Below are 20074 nucleotides of genomic sequence, written 5' to 3'. Positions count from 1 at the left end.
CACCGTGCCTGCAGCGCGTCTGAACCCTAGTGCCGCAGGCGATGTCTCCACGTGCTGATGGTACTCGCCTTGACGCCCAGGAACTCGCTGAGTTCCTGGGTACTGTGCGCTTGAGTCTCGAGGAGTTCGAGGAAGTGCAGCCGACGTTCTTCGAGTCGAGTTCGAGTCAGCTATGAGGGTAGCCAACGGTCGGTCATCTCTCCAACCTACGATCTCCAACTTCAGCTGAGATCAATAGCTATCTGGGCGGTAGGCGAGCCCCCGGATTTCGAGAGGCGGCAGCGCGTCAGGGCAAGATTCACTTCGGGTACTGGAAGCCGGAGAAAAACAGACCGAGGAGCTGCGCGCCGAGATCGGCCAGGTCATGGAAGGCAACAGACCGGGAGATCACCTGGGCGAGTGGACACCGCTCAAGCGATTGCTAAGTTCTGGATGACGTTGCTTACCCCTGGCTCTGCCGGGAGTCGAGCCGCTCCAGGACTTGGTCCAGTCCACGCTCCACCGCTCTGAATGTCCCGGCCTGCTTCAGCACGCCCAAGAATTGCTCGTTTAGTCCACCTGGCGTCTGGTGGTTGTGGGCAAGTTTGCCGAAGTCCACCTCGGCCGCTGTCTGGAGTGGATTCAGGACCCCAGAGAAGACCGCCGCTACGTAGCGCGAGGCCAAAGGTGCAGGGACTCCCGCTCCAGTCAGCCATGCTGCGACGGTTCCCAGATAGTTCAGCAGGGCCGCCACCGTCGCCGTGGACGCCGACAGGGCCTCGAAGGTCCGCTCGTCCTGTACCTCAATCACCGTACCCAGCCGACTGAACAGCGCACTGGCCGCAGGAGAAGGTGGGAACAATGGGGTGACGCCCTGACCCAACGCCACATCCGGGAGTGGGATGCTGCGGGCCAGGTCGGTGACCGGCGTAATGATCTGCGTGAGCCTATGAACAGTTATCCCCGCCATTACACTGATGATTTCCAGACCTGGCCGGAAGGTCAGGGCACTGAGCGCACTCGCGGCATCCTGTGGGCGCAGGCAAAGCAGCAGCACAGATGCGCCGTCCACGACCTGCTGGTTGCTCACGGCCACCTGAACGGTAGGGAACTGCCCAGTTAGCTCAGCCGCAAGTCGCGCGTTACGCGGCGAGAGAAGCACATCCGGGGGTGGACCAGACTGACCTGCCCGGCAAAGGCCCCGAACAATCGCCGCAGAGATAGCGCCGACGCCAATGATTCCGTAGACGGTCATGATCCCGGTTTCCAGAAGTAGAAGGCCTCACGACAGTGCCGTTGGAGGCTCAAGTGCTTAGCCCTCAACCATTCGGCGGATCGAGTTAACCCTGGCTGCATACGGGGTCATCTTATACGGATTCCGTCCAATCCGTCATAAAATTTCCAGCACACCATTTTTAGAACTCCTCGCCTGTAAACGGTTTGTTCCTTCTCTCTGATCGGGTCAACAGTGATTTCATAACCGATTGACCGGAATCCGTATTAAACCATGCCAGGTTGGCTGAGCAGACAGATATGCAAACTGACCTGGAACGCAAAAAGCCCCCGCTTCCGGCAGCAGCCAGAGCAGGGGACTCGAGACGGCGCTGGGGATCAGCGAACCCAACACCCGACGCAAACGCATGGACGTGGGCACACACGGTCACGACCATCTTAAGCACACGAAGCTCCGAAATAATCAGGCTGTAGCTTGGTAGGGGACAACTTCACTTTAAGCCACTCCTGGCGCTGAAAAAGGGGTAATCAGTATTTTGAGAAGCTCGGCGAATCCGTCTGAATGCCATCTCAGGGCATTTCTCAGCCACTCAGCGCCGTAACGGATCAGGCTCATGGCCTTACGGCCATGGGTCAGAACCCGAATGAGGTTGGTTTCGTTCCTCCACACGCTGATCCGCAAGCAGCTTAGCCACGCCAGGGTCACCAGACCGAACAGCCGCTCCAATCGTTTGGGTTGGGTGACGCTGGTGCGCTCCAGATCGAACCCCCGAGACTTGAGACTGCCAAAGGTACATTCCACCAACCAGCGAAGTTTGTAGAGCTTCCAGACGCCGAAATCCGTTGCGATGATCACGAGATCCCCGGCTGGGGATCTCGTAGCCACCACGCGCATCCATTCGCCAAACACGCAGGTCTTCTCTGCGATCATCCGGAACTGGCCTGGCTGCAGATCATCGAACCACTCGTCTGCCCGAAGTTCGTCGAGGATGGTGTCCTTGCGGATACGCACCGCTCTCCTAATTCCTTGACGCCGGAGGAAGCGGAATCACTCGGCTCCTATGAATTCCCGATCGACCACCAAGCCCTTCCAGCGCGTCGCTGGAAGGGCTTGCAAGAGCTTGAGGACCAGCCACAAGCGCACTCTTGTGTCGCTATTGCCAATGTGGTCCAGGGCGATCCAGACCAGTGAAATCGTGTCGCCGTGCATAACGGCCCCAAGGACCAACAGATTCAGCGGCGCTTCCCCGTACTCTCAGGTCGTCCGGTCCAGGCTCATCAACACCTTTCCGGGCGGGAAGTGGACGAGGAGAAGTGCCAGGAAGACCTACATGGTCAGTTGCTCATCGTGCACGGCGCGTTGAACGCGCCGTCTCTTGGCTTCCGGTGAGCTGCTGCCGGGCATCTGTACGGCTAGATCCCGGTGATTGACGCTTTGAGGGGTGATCATCGCCAAAACGAGGTCGACTACCCGTTGAAGGATATCCATTCGCAGGAAGGGCACGCAGGCTTTGAAGTGCTGGGTCAGTTCAGTACCCTGAGGGCAGGTGGGCGTTGAAGCGGTAACACATTCAACACACCGCCTTTTGCCGTCCTTGTCGAGGGACAACAGGGATATCGACGATTTTCTCGTCTAGGACAGCCTTAAAACCAAGTTGTCAGCTAATGAGAGGCTGTAGACATCACCATTCAAGACCTGGAAGCGTAAGGCCACTTCCAGCCCCTGCACCCGGTTCAGAAGTGGACAATTATGCGCGCTTATTGATGACGGCAGCAAACCGTCAGCACCATCAAAGAAGCGGAGTACCCACAGCTGTAGGAGTGGGCTTCCAGGGACCGCCGCCGATAGGGCCGTTGTCAGCGGAGGCAGGGGTAGAGATGGCCAGGACGGTAATCAGCGTCAGCGTCTTGATGATGAAGTGGGTCATGGGCAAGCTCCTCCTCGAGCGTAAAATAAACCTAGAGGAGCACCACTTAATCGGCACTTAGCACTTCAGGGCCACCAACTTATTTCAGCGCAATGTTCTCTGTCCGCTTAGCTCGACTTTGGCCATCAGATAGCGTCAGGCGCTCAGTACCTGACAACTTCACTTTAGACCGCTCCCAGTGCTGAAAAAGGAGTGGTCAGCAGGGTGAAGAGCGCCGCCAAGTTGGCTGGGTCCCATCTCAGCGCGTTTCTGAGGCACTCCGCACGGTATCGCACCAAGCCCATGGCCGCAAGGCCATGGGCCAAGACCTTGATGGACTTGACTTCGTGCAGCCAAATGCCGACCCGTAGGAGGCTGACCCAGGCGAGGATCGCCACACCAAAAAGCCGTTTGGGCTGGGTGAGGCCGGTCGGCTCCAGGTCGAAGCCTCGAGACTTGAGGCTGCCAAACGTGCATTCGATGGACCAGCGAAGTTTGTACAGCATCCACGTTTCCTGGAGACCGAAATCCGTGGCGATGATGACGAGATCCCCCGAGGGGGATCTTGTGGCCACCACGCGCATCCATTCCCCGAAGACCTGGGCCTTCTCTGCAATGACGCGGAATTCCCCGTGCTGGACATCATCGAACCATTCATCTGCGCGAAGCTCATCCAAGATCGTGTCCTGACGAATCCGGATCGCTCGACGGATCCCCTGACGCCGAAGGAAATGGAACCACTCACGACCAATGAACGCTCGGTCGGCGACCAGGCCCCTCCAGCGACGCGCTGGAAGGGCCTGTAGAAGCTTGAGGACCAGCCACATCCGCGCTCCGGTATGGCTGTTGCCGGTAGGGTCCAAAGCGATCCACCCCAGCGGGAGAGTGGAGCCGTGCACGACAGCCCCCAGCACCAAAAGATTCAGGGGCGCTTCTCCGTGTTCCCAGGTCATCCGGTCCAAGCTCATCAACACCTTCCCAGCTGGAAGGTGGACGAGCAGCAGCGCCAGGAAAACCTGCATGGTCCGTTGTTCATCGTGAATCGCGCGTCCCACGCGCCGTTTCTTGGCTTCAAGTGAGCTGCTGCCAGGCATCTGCGGGGCCAGGTCGCTGTGGTTGACGCTCTGGGACGTGATCGTCGCAAGGACCAGGTCGTCGACACGCTGAAGCGTGTCGATTCGCAGGAATGGAACGCAAGCTTTGAAGTGTTCGGTCAGTTCGGTACGCTGGGGGCAAGTGGGAGGTGAGGAGGTCATTCCTTGAACTCACCGCATTTTGCTGTCCTTGTCGAGGGACAGGAGGGAATTGACGGTTTTCCCTGTCTAGGACAGCCTCAAACCAAAGTTGTCAGGTACTGAGCGTCAGGCGGCATAGCAAAGTGCATCTGCGAGGCGCTCGATAAACTCAAGTGGGACTTGAACCATCTCGCGTCCTGGCGCAGACATGCGAAAAGTCGGCACCTTCCACAAGGCTCGTCGACCTTCGGCGAGCGCATCGACAAAGGTTGGCAGGCTCTTGCCGTACCAAGCAGCACGACGAACCCAAACGTCATGATGCTGCCAGCGCTCATGGGCCATCAGGGTGACGAGGGAGAACAGCCCCAGCGTTGCTGGGGTTGTTCTCGCAATGGCCAGATCGGTCCACTGCCGCTGGGCTCCTACGCCCAGGTGTGCTCGGACCTCTTCAAAGGTCACTTCGAGCTGCCAGCGCTGCACGAAGGACTCAAGGATCTGCATCGCGGTCAGCAGGAGGTCCGTACACAGCAGGGCTTGGGTGAAGAACTTGCCCTTGGGATCACCGACCAAAACCCATCGAATCGGGAGAGGCGGGAGGCCGTTGTGATACCAGATCGCGGTCTGAGAAACGATCTCCAGCTCCCGGTTGGTCTCCCCCTACCAGCAATGTCAGCGGACGCGCTCCCAGCGCGTCTGCGGATCGTGGACCAAGGCGGCTAGGGTCGGGAGATACTCGCCTTTCAGCCGGGGCCGGCCCATCTGGCCGGCCACTCGTTCTGGTGCTAGATTGTAGAGCACAGCATCCAGGCGAAGCCGGGTGATGACGGTAATCCGCTGGCCCTGCTGGAGGTCGGAGAGCCACTGAATGACTGCGTACGCGCCGTCCGCCACCACAATCAGTTGCCATCCTAGAGACCAGCGCTGCACGACGCGCAGCATCTGCCGCGCCCAATTCGTCAGGGTCTTGTGCCGATGACCACGGATTTCGTCGTATCGCTGTGACGGCACGAGTGCCGTCAGGAACGGACACGCCCAGACACGATTCGCCCAGGGGATGGGGGTCAGCAGCATCAGGCTCAGCCAGCGGAGCCCACTGGCTTTGACGAAGTGCCCGTGGCTGGACCGGACTGGATCTCGGTCAATGCCTTTGGCGCTGATCTTCGCGCCACATCTATCGACAGTCGCACCCTTCAGAGCGGGCAGCCCCCATACGGGTGCCGTTCTGCCCAAGACGCACGCCTGAGAGTGGCCACCGTGCTGGGTATGCACGGGAACAGGCGCGGACATCCGGCGAGACCGGCACCGAATATCTGGCTGAACTGGGCCTGGCCAGCGTGTTGACGGTCCAGGCAGAGTATGACGCTGCACGCGCCCACCTGCTGCGGGCCGAGCACCTGAGCGGCAATGTCTGGGAGCAGGCCCTGTTCGCGCTTCGCTCCGGCGGTTGGGCCGCCGCGCAGGGACAGGCGGCCCAACCGCAACTTGAAGCCGCGCGCGACGCGTTCACGAAGCTGGATCTGCCGCGTGAAATGGCCTGGGCTGAGTTGCATCTGGCCGCCTGTGCCCTTCCAGCGCGGCCCGCTGAAGCGCTCACTGCGCTGCGCCGCGCCGTCAATCACCGTCACCGTTTGGGCAGCGGTGCTTCCCTGCTGTCCGAATTGCGCCTGTTGCCCAGTCTGGTTCAGTTCATGGCCCTGCACCCCACTGAGCCGCCCATCCAAACCCTACTCGGTGATCGCCGGGACATGGGAATCAGCGAACCGCTCCACCTGCGTTTGGTGACTTTTGGACGCGCCCATCTGCTCGCCGATGGTCAGGAAGTGCAGCTGCGGCTCAAGCGCATGCTGGAACTGCTCACCTTCCTGCTGCTGCGCGGCCCGGTCAGCCGTGACACCATCGTGCTGAACTTGTGGCCTGATGATGACCCCCGCAAAGCCGTCAATTATTTTCATCAGGCCAACCACCTGCTCAAATCGGCGGCCCCGGCCCTGCGATTGGCCTTCGATAAAAAACTGGCGACGTATACCTTGCTTTGCGAAGGTTCCGTGCTGAGTTCAGACATCGGGGATATTAAGCGGCTGCTAAGTGCGGATGACGAGAATCTGCAATTACGCGCCCTCGAACTGTATACCGGGCCATTCTTGCCGCAGGTTGAGGCACAGTGGGCGCGTGAGGAGGGAGATTCGGTGGAATGGTCGATGATCAGCACGGCCCTGGGGCTGATGGCCCGCTGGAGCCGCGAGGGAAGGTACGACAAGTGCAAGTCGCTCTCGCGGCGGCTGGTTGAGGTTTTCCCGTGTGACGAATCGCTGGTGGAATATCTGGTGGAAGCAACCCTGCATATTGACGGCTCGGTGGCCGCACAACGAACTTTGTTGGAAGCCGGGGGGCGCGCCGCACTCGTGCTCAACCAGACGCCCGATTGGATGGGACGGCTGAACACCAGGATTCATCAGCTGAATTGAGGATCTGAAGGCAGTAGCGTCCGCTTTAAGTGGTCAATAAGTGCCGGTGCTGTACGTTTCACCTATGCTGCCCACCTGGACGTTTCCGATATGACTTTGCTCTCGGAACCTGCCTCTGAGAGCCTGCACGCCATCGTCAAAGCGGCTCGAGATCATCTGAAGATGGACGTGGCATTTGTTTCCCTCAGCCCCCAACGTTGGCCCGCAGCTGATGACGATGCGGCTGAAGGCGTGCCGTTCGGGAAGCCCTGGCAGGTGCCCGTGACCTTGCGTGACGGCCAGGTGTACGGCAACCTCCGCTGTCTCAGCATGGGGACAGACCGGCTCCTTTCCAGGCGAGATCTGCAGACCCTCGAAGCCTTCGCATCGGTCGCCGCCCACCTGATTGAAGTTGACCTGCACCAGGACCATCAGGTTGCCGAAAAACGCAGTCGCGTTTCCGCCGCCCTGGAATCTGGCCAGATGGTGATCGTCTACCAACCCATCTACAACGTGGACATGGGCCAGATTGCCGCCGTTGAATGTCTGACCCGGTTCCAGATTCTGCCGTACCGCACGCCAGATGTCTGGTTCATCGAAGCGGGCGAGGTCGGCCTGGGCATTGAACTGGAATTGAGGGCCATTGAACTGGCACTGCATGAACTGAGTGCCTTGCCGGGTACCTTCGACATTGCCGTGAACGTCTCGTCGCGCACGATCATGAGTGAGCGTTTACTGCCTGCGCTGTCCGTCGTGAATCCTCGCCGCATCATCCTTGAAATCACCGAGCACGAACATATCGAGAACTATGCCTGCCTTCAGCACTTCCTCGAACCTCTGCGCCTTCACGGTGTCCAAGTCACGATTGATGATGCCGGTGCCGGATACGCGAACATGCACCACATCATCAACATCCGGCCAGAACGCATCAAATTGGATGTCAGCTTGACCAGCGGGATCGACGCCAACGCCATCAAACGCGCCCTGGCAGCGGCACTGATTGAATTCGCCAGACAAACTCAGACGTCCATCATCGCCGAAGGTGTGGAGACGGCCAGCGAATACGACACCCTCCGGACTTTGGGCGTTCACACGATGCAGGGATATTACCTCAACCGTCCTGTTGATCTGCCTCAGCTCAAAGCCCTGCTGCTCGATGCCGATACGCAGTTGTCCTAGCCGCTTGGAGCACCGCCGGGGTCTATCCTCTTATGCGCTTCATTCACTGATTCCGTGCAATAGCTGTTCAATGCCCTTCGGCTCTTTGGGCTTTAGAAATGGACACCCCGCTGCAAAGCAACTACCCGACCGAACACAGCTGCTCGAGACCGAAAGATGGGGCGTGAGCGGGAAACTTTCTTCTGGGAACGATCTAGCGTCGCAGCAGACGCCACCGTCGCCCCTGCCCCCATAGACAGCCCCGGTTCCTTAGCAAAACCAGCGTTCGGGCCTTCCCAACACCCGGGACTGGAGTCGGAAGCGCTCGGCACTCTAGGATAACTTATGGCAGCGCTCTCGCCCGTCGAACAGGCCTGGTCATTGCGTCTGTCAGACCCTGCACAGGCCCACGACCTGGCCTCCAGCTTCCTCACCGATCCCGCTGAAACCCACCGCGCCCAAAGCGTGCTGGCCCACCTGGCCTGGCGAAACGGACGCTATGCCGAGGCGCTCGAGTACGCCAAGCGCGCCGAACTGCCCCAGCGCCAGCAGGGTGATGATCTGTGGCTGGTCCGTACCCTCAACAGTCTCGGGATGGTCCATCTGTATCTGGGACAGCATCCGGCAGCGCTCGAACTTTTTCAGGAGCAGCTCGCGCTGGCCCAGGCCATTCACGATATTGACGGCCAAGCTGGAGCGTACAGCGACCTCGGCACAACCCTCAACTCCTACGACCCTCAGCAAGGACTGCATTACTACCAGCAAGCGCTGGAACTGTATCACCAAGCAGGCCCGGCCCACGACGCCAACCGGAGCGCGGTCCTGATCAATCTGAGCATGATTTACGACACTTTGGGCGACAATGACCGAAGCGAGGCCCTGCTTGAGGAAGGCGGCAAGTTGGCGCTGGCGACCGAGGCGTGGCCGTATTACTCCGGATATCTGTTCTACCGCTCCAGGCGACTCCAGCAACAACGCCGCTTCGACCAGGCGCGCACACTGATTCAGGACGCGCTCAGTCAGCTCGTTCATCTCCCCGCCGAGAACTGCCGCGACCTGCTGTTTGCCCTGCTCATGCTCGAAGAGGCCGCTGGAAATCAGGCACGCGCCCTGCAACTTGCGCAGGAGATGGACGAGGGCTGGTCGACACGCCGCGAGAACTACGGCGATTATCTGGAAGTTCGCGCGCGGGTCGAGGCCGCCCAGGGCGAGTACGCCGCCGCCTACCAGACCCAGAAACGGCTCCTGACGTATGAACGTGAGCAGCACGCCACCGAATCCGCGACCAAGTTACTCACCATCGAGGTGCTGCACCGCAACCGCGAAGCCCAGCAGCAAGCCGGGCAAGCCACGCGCGCTGCTGCCACCCTCCAACAGGAAGTTGAACTCCTCAAGGCCCTGCACGAGAAATTAGAGCGTCTGAGCAGCACCGATGACCTGACCGGCCTTGCCAACCGCCGCACCTTCCTGACGCGTGTAGAACGCTGGCTCCGCGAGCAGACCGTACTGGCCGTGGCCATGCTGGACATCGATCACTTCAAGGGCATCAACGACCTCATTGGACATCCAGGTGGCGACCAGGTGCTCCGCACAGTTGCGGCCTTATTACGGCAACATGCCCTGCCGGAAGATCTGCTCGTCCGGTTGGGTGGTGATGAGTTCGTGCTGGTGCGTCCCCACAGTCGGCCTGCCGAGCTTGCCCATTCGATGCAGACCTTCCAATGCGCCCTGGTCGAGCAGGATTGGCAAGCGCTCCACCCCGGTCTCCAGGTCCAGATCAGCGTCGGCGTCACGGCGATTGAGGACAGTCTGGAAGCTGGCATCACTCTGGCTGACCGGCTGCTGTACCGCGCCAAGCAAAGCGGGCGAAACCGCATCCAGCTGAAAGATTGATCTCCGGGACAGCGTGATCAGTACAAGGCACCACCATTGAGGTGGCCTGGACTTCGCCCCATGACCGCTCTGATCCCCAGGGCGCTGAACTCCGGACCCTGCTGCCTATACGCGGCAGCGACAGCGTGAACATGCAGCTGCGCAAACTGGCACAGAGTGGGGCAGTCCGGGAGACCGTACGGCGCTTCGCCGATCGCGCTGCTGACGGTTGGGCCAGGGAAGCGCATCTGCTCAGATGACCCGGTGGCCGCGCAGGGCCACTCGACATAAAGGAGCTGCCGGAAACCACGTGACGGTCCCCGGCAGCCTTGGTCAGCACCTCAGCGCAACTGGCTCAGATCGGCCTTCTGGGTGTAGGTTTTGCCTCCACTGTCCTTGAAGTTCAGTGTGACGCTGCCGCTGGTGGGCAAGCCCGTCAGGTCAAAGGTGTAGTGCACCACACCAAGGTAGCGAAACTGGGGCGTACCGGCGGGCAAGGTGAACTGATCGCCGTACGGCCCGTCGATCTCCGGCTTGGCTGTGAGGGTTTTGCCCGCGACGGTGAGGGTCGCTGGCTGATACAGATCGAGGTAGCTGTGCTCGCGTCCCTTCGTTTCGGTGGCCTTGCCCTGATTGTAGGCCTGTTGCCACAGCTCTTCTTCCTGAGCGACCGGACCCGGACTGTGGGTATAAAGCAGGAAACTGATTTTGTTCTTCCACTTCTGAGCGAACTGGGCCGACTGGTCAGGCGTCAGCGGCATGTCCTGAAAGGTGTCCAGGAACGACTCGTAACGCAGCCGTTCGTACGGCGTGCCCAGCGCGATGCCGTCCACCTCGGGCGAATTGACCTTGAGGACGATGTCGTCGGTGTAGGTTTTGATCAGGTACGGTCCCCAGGTGTAAACCCCGGTGTTCCGTGACATGGTGTCGCCTTCCTTGGTGGCCTGAGCAGTCAGGGCTGGCGTGAGCACCGGGGAAAGGGCCGCCGCCGGGCTGACCAGCAGACCCGTGCAGATCAGCAATGCCTTTCCTAGCAGCGTGACGGTCCTCACAACGCTCAAGGCAGGGTGAAGATGGCCACGCGACTGGTCACATTCTTCACGCCGTTCAGGCCCTTGGAAGTATTGCCTGCGGCCACAGCCACATACTGCTTGCCCCCGACTGTATAGGTCGACACGCCGCCGCCGATAGGAGCCTTATCGATATTGCTCTTGAACAGCACCTTGCCGTTGGAGCTGTCCAGGGCGTACATATTGCCGTCTGCGTCGCCAGAGAAAACCAGGTTGCCGCCGGTGGTGGTGACGCCGCCCACGATACGGACGCCGGGAGACTTGTAACGCCACAGCTCTTTGCCGGTTGCTCCGTCATACCCGATGGTGTTGCCGATGGCCTCACTGGCCGGGTTGAGCTGCATGGCCCCACCGAAGAACAGCTGACCCTTGATCAAGCGCACTTCACCGAGTTTCACAGTGCCGCACCAGTCCACCGTGTTGACCACCAGCATGTTGGCACCGGGTTTGAAAGCCGGCCCCGACCACTGTGTTCCCGCCGAGTAGTTGGGGCAGATCGGCAGACCCGCTGCGGTCGGATTTTTTTCCTGATTCATCACCTTGATGGTGGCCACTTTGAAGGTCTGCGTCTTATCAGACTCGTTGTAGCCGAACAGGTAGCCAGCCTTGGTCGCCACAGCGATGTGCTTGGTGCCGTCAATGTCGTACAGCACCGGCGCGGCGGCGGTGTCGTAGTCTTTGTTGTCGTTAGGAATCTGCTGGTAGTAATGGCTGAGCTTGCCCGTGGCAGCGTCGAGCACCACCACCGAATCGGTGTAGAGGTTGGCTCCGGGGCGGTACTGCGAGGCGAAGTCGGGGGCCGGGTTGCCCACTGAGACGTAGATCAGGCCCTTGTCGACGTCCATGGTGTAGCTCGTCCACATGCTGCCGCCGCCTGTGGCAGTCGAATCAGCTTTCTCCCAGCTGTCGGCCCCGGCCTGATCGCCGGTGGGAATCATATCGAAGTTCCACTTCTGGGTGCCAGTTTTGGCGTCGTAAGCGTACATCTTGGCCTTGACGCCCCAGTCGGCCCCGGCCTCCCCGATGAAGATCATGCCGTTCCAGGCGACTGGGGCTGAACTCGTGAAGTAGCCGCTCGACGAGTCGTTGACCTTCTTATCCCACAGCGTCTTGCCGGTTCCAGCATCAATGGCGATCAGGTGCGAGTCGCCAGTGCCCCGGTAGAGCACGCCGTCGGCGATGGCAAAGCCGCGTGTGGTGTTGAGAACTTCCGGGCCAGTGGATTTGTAGACGTTCTTCCACAGCACCTTGCAGGTCGTGGCGTCAATGGCGTAGCTGCGGTTGCCAGCACTGACAAAGGCGACTCCCCGGTAAATCTGCGGCGTCACCTGGAACGAGCCGTCGTCGCCGGTGTCGAAGGTGCAGACGCGCTTGAGGTTGGCGACATTGCTGGCGTTGATCTGGCTCAGCGGCGAGTAACGCTGCCCCATGTAGCCTTTGTTGGACATCAACCATGAATCCGTCGCACTGTCGGCGTTGTTGAGGTCAGTCTGGCTGGGGCCTTGAACCGCCAACGCGGAGCCGCACATCAGGGCAGTCAGTAGAGCCAATTGGGTAATTTTCATAACATCTCCTGGTTGAGCGAGAATAAGGGGCGAAGGGAATGAAATAGAGCGCTTGCCATAGGCGTTTTCCTCCTGTTTCGACTCCTTTCGAACATGGTCTTACTTTTTGAAGTTGTACTTTTTCAGGTCGGCGGCTTTGAATTCAGTCTTCCCAGGCTTGACTCCATTTACCTGAAGAATGTAGGTGGTGATAGCAAGGTACTGCTCGGGCTTGAGGCTCCCCGGTGCTGTCTGCGGCATGGTGGTGGACATGATGTAGTGAAAGTCGTCCAGCGTGTTGCTGGCCCATTTCTTGAGGAAAGCGTCACCGGCCAATTTGGGTGCGCCGCCATTGTTGAGCTTGTCGCCGTGACACATCGCGCAACTGGCTTTATAGGTTTTCGCTCCAGCAGCGGCCTGCGCTTTGGTGAAGGGCGCTTTGAGGTAAGAAGCGGGCGCAGGTGCAGTCGTCGCTGCATGGGCAATCAGGGTGGTGCTGAACAAGAGGGCGGTCAGTAAGCTGGGAAGAACTTTCATTTCAAATCTCCTTTGGAAGTGTCAGGGGAAGAGTAGAGTTTTTTGAGAATTGAGCGGGTTTTTTCTTGGCCTGGTCGGTACTGTTTTCTCCAGCATTGTTGAGAACACTGATCATCAGGAAAGCGACTTCACGGGCCGCCGCCAGGGGCGAGTTCTGCCCGTTGAATAGCCGGGCGTAGAAGAAGCGTTCCGTCAAGGCCAGATAGGTCTGGGCCAGTATTTCCGAGGTGAGCGCCTGTCCGATGACACCTTTGCGCTGGAGCTTGCCAAATCCCTGGTCGTAAATGGTGACGTAGGTCTCCCGCTGCTCCGGGTCATGCAGCTGGTGCCGGATCACCAATGTGGTCAGATCGAGATTGATGGTGAGCGCTTCGTAGAGCTTGAGGGTGCCGCCTTCCATTCGCGCCAGGAGATTTTCGGAAGTCCAGGTGACGTCATCGTCGAAGACCAAAACTGCTGCCGTGTGCCAGGCTTTGATAGTGTGATCAATGATTTCCTGATAAGCGGCTTCCTTGCTCGGCCAAAGCCTGTAAAATGAAGGCTGGGTTAACTGAGCATTGGCTACGATATTGCTGACTTTGGCCCCTGCCAAGCCGTGAAGGGCAAACTCCTTGATAGCTGAACCCCGTAGACGTTCAGTATTGGCAAGGTGCCGCCGCGTTTGTGGATGCAATTGCTCCTCTACATGCATAATCAAACCTTCGGGTTGTGTTCGCTTCCAACCTTAGCCGGAAGTAGATGTACTCTCAAGATACATTCGAGTACATCTGTTGCATTTCATAATGCATCTTCATACTTCGCTGCGATGAGATATTTTCTTCCGAAAGGTGTTGTTGCTGGGCAGGCATTTGTGTCCCCCTCCTACACAGCTTTTCTGATATCCAAAACACCCTCTCAGCCAAAGTTGTCAGGTACTGAGCACGCAGCGACAGAGAATCGCGCCACGGCATTCCCGATCACTTGAACTTCATCGGCCTTCATCCGGCCAAAGCAGCCCTGAACGCTACCTCAGCACTCGTCACCATATGCAGCGCGTCTCCAGCATGCTGAGTTCGGCGTACAGACTGCGCTGCGAGGGGCGGGCCTGAGATTACCGGCCTAAGATTGTGTTGGCTCCTTAGGCCGCGCTTCTCGCGCTTGACGCGCCATATCTTCAAAATGCTGCCCAAGAAGCTAATCGTGCTCGGCGGTCTCTGTGCTGACCCCCACGGGTATCTCAGGCATTGAGAAGGAGTGCGCGAGCTGTGGCATCTCTAGAGATTCGTGCCCCCGATTGATAATCTCTCCTCCCGTGTACTTCGCTACGCTGAGCAGGGTCAGCTCCCAATTGCGCCGCTGGGCTGCGTGGACGCCGAAGATATATGCCAGACGATCGAACTGCGAATTGGTCCGCAGTAAAGACTCGATCTGCAAAATCATCTGGCCAGGCTTCTCTCCCGGATAAACCCGGAAGTCGGAGGTTCCTGCGTCAGGGTGTAGCCGTAGTGTGCGGACACGGAACCCCAATAGGTCCACATGCTCGATGACCACACGTCCACGGCGGATGAGGAGCATCCGAATCCACAGACGATCTCCGCGCTGCACTGGGGGTATGGGATGGTCCAAACCACGGAACCAGGAGAGCCACTTGGGTGCATGGTCGGGAAGATGCTCGCGCCAATGCTCGGCAACCTCCTCAGGGGAACGGACCGCGTCCTCAATCTGGATCCAGTACCGGCGCCGGGTGAGTGGACCCACGCCGTCTTCCGGGGTTGACGGACGCAGCGGATCGGGCGGCTCCCTGAATCCGAGAGCAGCCAGGGCCAAGGCGGGCAACAACAACAGGCGCAAGGGGAAACGGGACATGACTGGTCCTCCAGACAGGCGCAGTAGAGTGGGGGCGGACGATGCGGTCCCATCCTAACAACTCAGTTGGTGGGGCCATCAAGGTTATTTCGAGACGATGAATGCCTTCTGGCCGAGTTCTAAAGAGCGTGATCTATTGGTGACGAATCAACCCCCGCGCTGCCCACACACACCAGATTCAAGACGGCCACCTGCGGCGATACATCACTCCCAAGATCGGTGACAAGTGGCTGCAAAAGTTCTCCCCTGCCGACCTCCGCTTGCTCTTCGACCACCTGAACGCCTCCGACCTCGGCGCGTCCAGCCAGCGCCAGCGCCACCAATCTCTGCTGACCTCGCTTGGCGAGGCGTTCCAATTGGAACTCGTCACCCGCAATGTCGCCGAATTGATCCGGCCCAACCCGCCCAAGCGCCGTGAGGAAAGTGAACTGGCCGCCTTTACGCCAGAAGAAGCTGCATTGTTTCTCGCCGCTGCCCAGACAAACCACCGGGGCGAATGGTTCGTGTTCGCGCTCAGCACCGGAATGCGGCGCGGCGAACTCTGCGTCCTACGGTGGCAGGACATCAACTGGAAGGCCAGCACCCTCAGCGTCACCGAAACGGTGGTCGACGATGGCGGGCGCGTGATCGTCTCGGCCCCCAAGACAGCGGGCAGCAAGTGCACCAAGCATCTCTCGCCAGACATCATGCAACTCCTGACCGCGCACCGCGAGCGCCAGGCTGAGCAGCGGGACATGCTCGAAGACAAGCGGCGGGATTCGGGCCGGGTATTCACCCATATCTACGGCGGCACTTTGCTGCCGAACAATATGAAGCGCGACATGCTGCGCATCTGCGGTGTGGCAGGCGTGCGGACCCTGCCCATTCACGGCTTGCGCCACACCCATGCCTCGCTGAGCCTACGCCGAGGCATTCCAGTAGAGGTCGTCAGCAAGCAGCTCGGTCACTCGTCCGTCGCCTTCACACTGCGCCAGTACCGGACGGTGTACGTCGGTGAGCGCGAAGCCTGGGCGCTGAACCTGAGCGACATACTGACATGAGCTGTTACGCACGGGTTACGCCAAACGAGCATTCTGAGCTTGTTTTCGCATCCAGCAGAAATGAGAAAGCCCGCGCTGGGCGGGCTTTCTTGTGGTGGGCGGTGAGGGATTCGAACCCCCGACCCGTCGCGTGTAAAGCGAAAAATTCCACTAACCTCTGATGATCTTTCCTGATTTCTTCGCATTTTTCCTGCTTGCGCCAGAGCTTGTTCAAGCTATTCGGAGGGCCATGTCGCTACACAATCGCTACACAAGATTGGCCACCATCTCCCCTGCTTCCTCAATCTCATCATCAAACACCTGGCGGTAAATGCGCAACGTGATCAGCGGCGAGGAGTGCCCCACCATCCGGGCCACCACCTCCGGCTTCACGCCGCGCTTGAGTGCCAGGCTGATGAACGTCACGCGCATATCGTGGGTCCGGATCACTGGCACGCCAGCACGGGCGATGGCCTGACGCCAGGCCCGGCGGGCATTGTCATAGCCGTACATCGTCCCGACTTCCGAAGGAAACAACCAGCCGGGCCAAGTCAATGCCGGGTCGGTGACGTTCTACCGCGCCAGTGGCGGCGTGCGCCCGATTTACTTGAGATTGCCATGAAAAACTATTTCCTCGCCGCAATCGTTTTGGCCTTGCTGCTCTCGTCCTGCGCGCCTCAGCAGACGCACACCCACCTGCCGGTGCCGACGCCCGCACCCGCCCCTGCGGCCCCGGCCATCACCGACTCAGCCCTGGTCACGGTGGCGCTCGACGGCACTTCAGCGCTCATCACCCTGCGCTCCGGCGTGCCGCTGGCCGTGGTGCGGCTGCGGCTCGCCAACGGCAGCTACAGCCCCGCGCTGGCGGGCAGCGCGGGCGTGGTGATCTCCGCTGATTTGGCAACGGTCCGCGCGCCGCTGCCACCGGATGGCGTGGTGGAGGTGGCGGCCAGTGTTGGCGGTGAGTTCGTGCCGCTGATCCGTGTTGCGCCGCCCGTGACATTCGGTGGGTGGGTCCGGTAACGCCACAAGTCCGCAACAAAAAAAGCCCCCTGCACCCGCTTCGGCGATCGTGCAGGGGGCTTTTTTTGTTGTAAACAAGCCTCACCGAGTGAGGATTAGTTGATGTTGATATCCGGCAGGGTCGTGATCGACAGATTGAAGATGTCAGGGGTCAGAGCGCTGAAGTCACTTGGGAGCAGCGTGTAACTCGTGATGCCAGGGCTATACGTCCCCTTCGGCAGGCCAATACTTAAAGTCAGGGCGGCGGGCAGCGGAAGAACTTCCTTGATTCGAACTTCAATTGGGTCTGCCTCGGTGTAGAAGCCCAGCTGGTAATACTTCGCGTCACTGGCGAATTTCCCACTGATCCTGAAGTCCTTGGCGGTCGTAAATTGAAGACTTCCATTCTGAAAACCGTCCAGCACCGAAGTGCTGTTCAGGGTGGCGCTCGATGTGTACGTGACACCATCGATTGTTGCTGTTGCGGTATATGAACCGTTGACCGGTTTGACGTCAGCGTCATAGTTGTAAGTGGAGTACTCATTTGTGTCCAAAGGACCGATTTTGAGTTTGAACCTGGTCAGTGCCGCCGGGCCAGTGAGCTGGACCGCGTTCGTTCCATGAATGCTGCTGCCTGGGCTCCTGAATTTCACGAGCGCAGCAGTGCCGATGCGCGCATCGGTCGTGCCCGGCAAATAGTTGATCGTGCCCATGGTTAGTTCCAGCCCGTAGGTTGTCACACTGAGGGTGCCAGACTTGCCGCCGTCAGTGGCCGTCAGTGTTACCGGTGAGGCGCTCAGGCGCTTGACCGTCAGCTGGCCGGAGGCGTCGACCGCCACAATGCTCGGCGCACTGGACGTCCAAGTGAAGGTATGGCCACTGAGGACGGTTCCGCTGTTGCTCTTCGCACTGGCGGTGAGGGTCTTGTCCTCACCGATCTTGAGGGTGGCTGGACCATCGATGCTGATGCTGGCGGTGGTGGGCGGCGGGGTGGGGGTGCTGCAGGCAGCGAGAAGCAGGCTCAAGCCAAGAATCGGGATAAAGGTCTTCACAAGGTGAGTATAGGTAAATTTGAGTGAGCTGAGGAGAAGCTGAGAGAAGCTGATGACCGTCCAGATTCGAAGGTTCCACACGTCCGCAAGTCGCAGCCCCCGCCCTGGCCGAGTGCCGGGAGCGGGGGCGTCTCTCATGTGTTGCAGGGCTGCTTGACCGTTCTCTTAATTTTTAAGTTTTGTTCAATGTTGATTCATCCGTCGGAAGCAGTCGTTTTCGATGCTGTCCCCATGAAGAGAATCCTCTCCGTGATGGCAGCGCCGCGTGTTTCTCCACGAGGGTCCTCTTCTGCCCTCTTGGCGGCCATCCGGTCACTGGCTTACGTCTTGCCTTACCTGGGGGTGCTGACGATCTTCCTGGCGTTCCCTGTCGGCCTGATGGTCTCGAAAATTCTCGACTGGCAAACAGCACTCTTCATCGCTGTTCTCAATCTCAGTGCTCTTGTGTTCATCATGATCGAGAACCAGAACGCAGAAAAGTCAATCATTCAAGCCTGAATCAGAAAGTAGCCTCTTCCAGAAAATCTGCCTCGACCTGGTAGACCTCGTCTCCCTCCTCAGCGACCCACAGATCATCCGGACTGCGCGCCCAGAACAGCAGCCGGTCGGCATGCCTGCCGCAGGCGCTGCGGGCTTGACTGGCCGTCCCGAACCACCCGAGGTCTTCGAGGAGCTCGCCGGTCTTCGCATCGATCAGCTGCGCGCGGGGCATGGGCCGAGGATAAGGGAAGGGCTCGCCTAGTCAATCAATGGTGCTAATCTCACTATAACGCCAACTGACTGCGTGCCCATTTTGGGTATTCCTGACGGTCTGGCTTCTGCCTGTCGGAGGATCATTATGGATCACCAGCACATGCGCAACATCATCCGCCGGGAAAACGAGGCAGTGTGGCACGAGGGGAATACCGACGCATTTCAGGATTCATCGCATGCTCACCGGGTCTCGCACACCCAGACTATGGGTGACATCAAGGGGCATGATGGTCACGCCAAACTGGCCCAACGGTTCCTTGAGGCCTTTAGTGATCATCGCATGCGGATCGATCATTTGGTCATCGAGGGCGATCACGCGGCGTACCGGATTACCCACCATGTCAAACACACCGGGACGTACATGGGCGTTGAGCCGACGGGGAACGAAGTCAAGGTGGTGATGTCTTATTTCGTCCGCTTCGAGGATGACAAGATCGCCGAGTCGTGGGCCATGTGGGACAATCTGCTTCTCTTCAGGCAACTAGGCGTCGAGATTCCGATGGGTCAGGCTCAAAGCTGATTATTGCCAAACAGTCTCGACCATCTGAGGCCTATGGATCAAACGCGAACAGCCCCCGTTCGGTCGAATCTGAACAGGGGCTGTTTTTCTTGTTGATCTACGCCGCCCACCCGCCGACCGTCAGGCCCAGCTGACCGTAAGCATACTCCCTGACTAGATCGCGCTCAGCGGGGGTCGCACTCGATAAAAAACTAATTTCGGATCGGTAGTTCAAGCATATCTTCTCGTCACCTTGTAGAGGTCTGTCTTTTATGATGAGTGAGAATTTCGGAGTTGCCTATCTTGCTAATGTGATGATTATGTGGCTATCGGTCAAGTTTATAATGCCTAGACTAGATATTATTTTCCCACGATATACCCTTGGAAATGTCCTCTCTATGCTTGCTTTCACCGTTATATTATCATCTCTTTTCTATTGCTCTTGGAGATACTTGAAGCGTAGTTTAAATGTATCTTATCGATTAGAAAGCTTCGCGAAGGATAGCTTTGTAATATGGTTTTATGTATCTATGATTGTCATATTTTTCTTTCTTTATTATCTCACACAAGGGATTCAATAAATATTTAGTGTAATTTTATCTGCTCGCTTGAATATTGAGCGTCCGAGTATCACTCGACTTCTCTTAGGCACGAGTGACAAGGTGCCTCAGCCACTGGCCAGCCATCCTCGACGTCCTCGGCCTAGAGATCGTCATCCAGCCCAAACAGCGCTGAGCAGCCCCCAACACGAACGGTCTCACTAGAATGGGCAAGGCCACTGCACCATGCACCGAAGTCTTGGTAGGCCTCAGTACCCGACAACTTTAGTTCAAGCCGCTCCCAGCGCTGAAAAAGGTGTAATCAGCAGGCTGAAGAGCACCTTGAGGTCGTCTGGGTTCCATCTCAGCGCGTTTCTCAAGCGCTC

General features: G+C 58.8%; 21 protein-coding genes and 1 pseudogene. 7 read left to right on the top strand and 15 right to left on the bottom strand.

The window, feature by feature from the left end:
• Positions 1-26: 26 nt before the first annotated feature.
• From GUI70_RS25280 to GUI70_RS24080, 7 genes and pseudogenes are all read right to left on the bottom strand, one after another.
• Positions 27-170, bottom strand: a complete 144-nt coding sequence (locus GUI70_RS25280; RefSeq protein WP_161884092.1) for a helix-turn-helix domain-containing protein — start codon at positions 168-170, stop codon at positions 27-29.
• A 272-nt stretch (positions 171-442) separates the two neighbouring features.
• Complete coding sequence (locus tag GUI70_RS20070; RefSeq protein ID WP_161884083.1) at positions 443-1234, bottom strand: NAD(P)-binding domain-containing protein; 792 nt, start codon at positions 1232-1234, stop codon at positions 443-445.
• A gap of 474 nt (positions 1235-1708) precedes the next feature.
• Positions 1709-2662, bottom strand: a pseudogene (locus GUI70_RS20065) (transposase).
• A gap of 340 nt (positions 2663-3002) precedes the next feature.
• Entirely contained in the window at positions 3003-3140 is a 138-nt protein-coding gene (locus GUI70_RS20060; RefSeq protein ID WP_161884082.1) for a hypothetical protein, read from the bottom strand.
• A 164-nt stretch (positions 3141-3304) separates the two neighbouring features.
• Positions 3305-4213: a transposase gene (locus GUI70_RS20055; RefSeq protein ID WP_161884091.1), complete on the bottom strand. Its 909-nt coding sequence runs from the start codon at positions 4211-4213 to the stop codon at positions 3305-3307.
• Between the two features lie 267 nt (positions 4214-4480).
• Positions 4481-4924: a hypothetical protein gene (locus GUI70_RS24085; protein ID WP_202630533.1), complete on the bottom strand. Its 444-nt coding sequence runs from the start codon at positions 4922-4924 to the stop codon at positions 4481-4483.
• 99 nt (positions 4925-5023) lie between these two features.
• A complete protein-coding gene (locus GUI70_RS24080; protein ID WP_272952912.1) occupies positions 5024-5641 on the bottom strand; it encodes a transposase in 618 nt (205 codons plus the stop codon).
• Between GUI70_RS24080 and GUI70_RS20045 the strand changes: the two genes are divergently transcribed.
• The 3 genes from GUI70_RS20045 to GUI70_RS20035 all read left to right on the top strand — a co-directional run bounded on the left by GUI70_RS20045 (position 5569) and on the right by GUI70_RS20035 (position 9849).
• Positions 5569-6819 (top strand): BTAD domain-containing putative transcriptional regulator, encoded by a 1251-nt coding sequence (locus GUI70_RS20045; protein WP_202630531.1) that lies wholly within the window; start codon positions 5569-5571, stop codon positions 6817-6819. The two genes, GUI70_RS24080 and GUI70_RS20045, sit on opposite strands and share 73 nt — an antisense overlap.
• Positions 6820-6909: 90 nt before the next feature.
• Positions 6910-7977: an EAL domain-containing protein gene (locus GUI70_RS20040; protein WP_161884080.1), complete on the top strand. Its 1068-nt coding sequence runs from the start codon at positions 6910-6912 to the stop codon at positions 7975-7977.
• A gap of 324 nt (positions 7978-8301) precedes the next feature.
• The gene (locus tag GUI70_RS20035; RefSeq protein WP_161884079.1) at positions 8302-9849 is read left to right on the top strand and encodes a tetratricopeptide repeat-containing diguanylate cyclase; all 1548 of its coding nucleotides are present in this window, start codon (positions 8302-8304) and stop codon (positions 9847-9849) included.
• 320 nt (positions 9850-10169) lie between these two features.
• Here GUI70_RS20035 and GUI70_RS20030 read toward each other — a convergent pair whose 3' ends face one another.
• The 5 genes from GUI70_RS20030 to GUI70_RS20010 form a co-directional block, all read right to left on the bottom strand.
• Positions 10170-10880 carry a hypothetical protein gene (locus tag GUI70_RS20030; protein WP_161884078.1) on the bottom strand — a complete coding sequence of 237 codons (711 nt, stop codon included), beginning with the start codon at positions 10878-10880 and terminating at the stop codon, positions 10170-10172.
• A 5-nt stretch (positions 10881-10885) separates the two neighbouring features.
• A complete protein-coding gene (locus GUI70_RS20025; protein ID WP_161884077.1) occupies positions 10886-12463 on the bottom strand; it encodes a pyrroloquinoline quinone-dependent dehydrogenase in 1578 nt (525 codons plus the stop codon).
• 99 nt (positions 12464-12562) lie between these two features.
• Positions 12563-12979, bottom strand: coding sequence for a c-type cytochrome (locus tag GUI70_RS20020; RefSeq protein ID WP_161884076.1), 417 nt, complete (start codon positions 12977-12979; stop codon positions 12563-12565).
• Between the two features lies 1 nt (position 12980).
• Entirely contained in the window at positions 12981-13670 is a 690-nt protein-coding gene (locus tag GUI70_RS20015) for a TetR/AcrR family transcriptional regulator (RefSeq protein WP_161884075.1), read from the bottom strand.
• A 482-nt stretch (positions 13671-14152) separates the two neighbouring features.
• Positions 14153-14824, bottom strand: a complete 672-nt coding sequence (locus GUI70_RS20010; RefSeq protein ID WP_161884074.1) for a DUF1990 family protein — start codon at positions 14822-14824, stop codon at positions 14153-14155.
• 260 nt (positions 14825-15084) lie between these two features.
• On the opposite strand from GUI70_RS20010, the gene GUI70_RS20005 reads away from it, so the two are divergent.
• Positions 15085-15864 (top strand): site-specific integrase, encoded by a 780-nt coding sequence (locus GUI70_RS20005; RefSeq protein ID WP_161884073.1) that lies wholly within the window; start codon positions 15085-15087, stop codon positions 15862-15864.
• Positions 15865-16110: 246 nt separating this feature from the next.
• Here the strand turns inward: GUI70_RS20005 and GUI70_RS20000 are convergent, their stop codons facing one another.
• Positions 16111-16380, bottom strand: coding sequence for a tyrosine-type recombinase/integrase (locus GUI70_RS20000; RefSeq protein WP_272952910.1), 270 nt, complete (start codon positions 16378-16380; stop codon positions 16111-16113).
• An 81-nt stretch (positions 16381-16461) separates the two neighbouring features.
• Here GUI70_RS20000 and GUI70_RS19995 point away from each other — a divergent pair, with 81 nt between their 5' ends.
• Positions 16462-16866, top strand: coding sequence for a hypothetical protein (locus GUI70_RS19995; protein ID WP_161884071.1), 405 nt, complete (start codon positions 16462-16464; stop codon positions 16864-16866).
• A 95-nt stretch (positions 16867-16961) separates the two neighbouring features.
• Here GUI70_RS19995 and GUI70_RS19990 read toward each other — a convergent pair whose 3' ends face one another.
• Entirely contained in the window at positions 16962-17897 is a 936-nt protein-coding gene (locus tag GUI70_RS19990; RefSeq protein ID WP_161884070.1) for an Ig-like domain-containing protein, read from the bottom strand.
• A 231-nt stretch (positions 17898-18128) separates the two neighbouring features.
• Here GUI70_RS19990 and GUI70_RS19985 point away from each other — a divergent pair, with 231 nt between their 5' ends.
• Positions 18129-18395, top strand: coding sequence for a hypothetical protein (locus tag GUI70_RS19985; protein WP_161884069.1), 267 nt, complete (start codon positions 18129-18131; stop codon positions 18393-18395).
• Between the two features lies 1 nt (position 18396).
• Here GUI70_RS19985 and GUI70_RS19980 read toward each other — a convergent pair whose 3' ends face one another.
• A complete protein-coding gene (locus tag GUI70_RS19980) occupies positions 18397-18609 on the bottom strand; it encodes a hypothetical protein (protein WP_161884068.1) in 213 nt (70 codons plus the stop codon).
• A gap of 126 nt (positions 18610-18735) precedes the next feature.
• On the opposite strand from GUI70_RS19980, the gene GUI70_RS19975 reads away from it, so the two are divergent.
• The gene (locus GUI70_RS19975) at positions 18736-19170 is read left to right on the top strand and encodes an ester cyclase (protein ID WP_161884067.1); all 435 of its coding nucleotides are present in this window, start codon (positions 18736-18738) and stop codon (positions 19168-19170) included.
• Positions 19171-20074 lie beyond the last annotated feature (904 nt).

This window comes from Deinococcus alpinitundrae (assembly GCF_009982895.1).
GTDB classification, from domain to species: Bacteria; Deinococcota; Deinococci; order Deinococcales; family Deinococcaceae; genus Deinococcus; species Deinococcus alpinitundrae.
Note: the sequence above shows the minus strand (reverse complement) of the source record. Positions and strands in the feature narration are given on the sequence as shown.

What these genes read in the sequence shown, in the direction of transcription:
- GUI70_RS20020 (WP_161884076.1), bottom strand. Translation starts at nt 12,979, where the DNA reads ATGAAAGTTCTTCCCAGCTTACTGACCGCCCTCTTGTTCAGCACCACC.
- GUI70_RS19975 (WP_161884067.1), top strand. Translation starts at nt 18,736, where the DNA reads ATGGATCACCAGCACATGCGCAACATCATCCGCCGGGAAAACGAGGCA.
- GUI70_RS20060 (WP_161884082.1), bottom strand. Translation starts at nt 3,140, where the DNA reads ATGACCCACTTCATCATCAAGACGCTGACGCTGATTACCGTCCTGGCC.
- GUI70_RS19980 (WP_161884068.1), bottom strand. Translation starts at nt 18,609, where the DNA reads ATGCCCCGCGCGCAGCTGATCGATGCGAAGACCGGCGAGCTCCTCGAA.
- GUI70_RS19985 (WP_161884069.1), top strand. Translation starts at nt 18,129, where the DNA reads ATGAAGAGAATCCTCTCCGTGATGGCAGCGCCGCGTGTTTCTCCACGA.
- GUI70_RS20035 (WP_161884079.1), top strand. Translation starts at nt 8,302, where the DNA reads ATGGCAGCGCTCTCGCCCGTCGAACAGGCCTGGTCATTGCGTCTGTCA.
- GUI70_RS20055 (WP_161884091.1), bottom strand. Translation starts at nt 4,213, where the DNA reads ATGCCTGGCAGCAGCTCACTTGAAGCCAAGAAACGGCGCGTGGGACGC.
- GUI70_RS24080 (WP_272952912.1), bottom strand. Translation starts at nt 5,641, where the DNA reads ATGTCCGCGCCTGTTCCCGTGCATACCCAGCACGGTGGCCACTCTCAG.
- GUI70_RS20015 (WP_161884075.1), bottom strand. Translation starts at nt 13,670, where the DNA reads ATGCATGTAGAGGAGCAATTGCATCCACAAACGCGGCGGCACCTTGCC.
- GUI70_RS20070 (WP_161884083.1), bottom strand. Translation starts at nt 1,234, where the DNA reads ATGACCGTCTACGGAATCATTGGCGTCGGCGCTATCTCTGCGGCGATT.
- GUI70_RS19995 (WP_161884071.1), top strand. Translation starts at nt 16,462, where the DNA reads ATGAAAAACTATTTCCTCGCCGCAATCGTTTTGGCCTTGCTGCTCTCG.
- GUI70_RS20010 (WP_161884074.1), bottom strand. Translation starts at nt 14,824, where the DNA reads ATGTCCCGTTTCCCCTTGCGCCTGTTGTTGTTGCCCGCCTTGGCCCTG.
- GUI70_RS20040 (WP_161884080.1), top strand. Translation starts at nt 6,910, where the DNA reads ATGACTTTGCTCTCGGAACCTGCCTCTGAGAGCCTGCACGCCATCGTC.
- GUI70_RS20025 (WP_161884077.1), bottom strand. Translation starts at nt 12,463, where the DNA reads ATGAAAATTACCCAATTGGCTCTACTGACTGCCCTGATGTGCGGCTCC.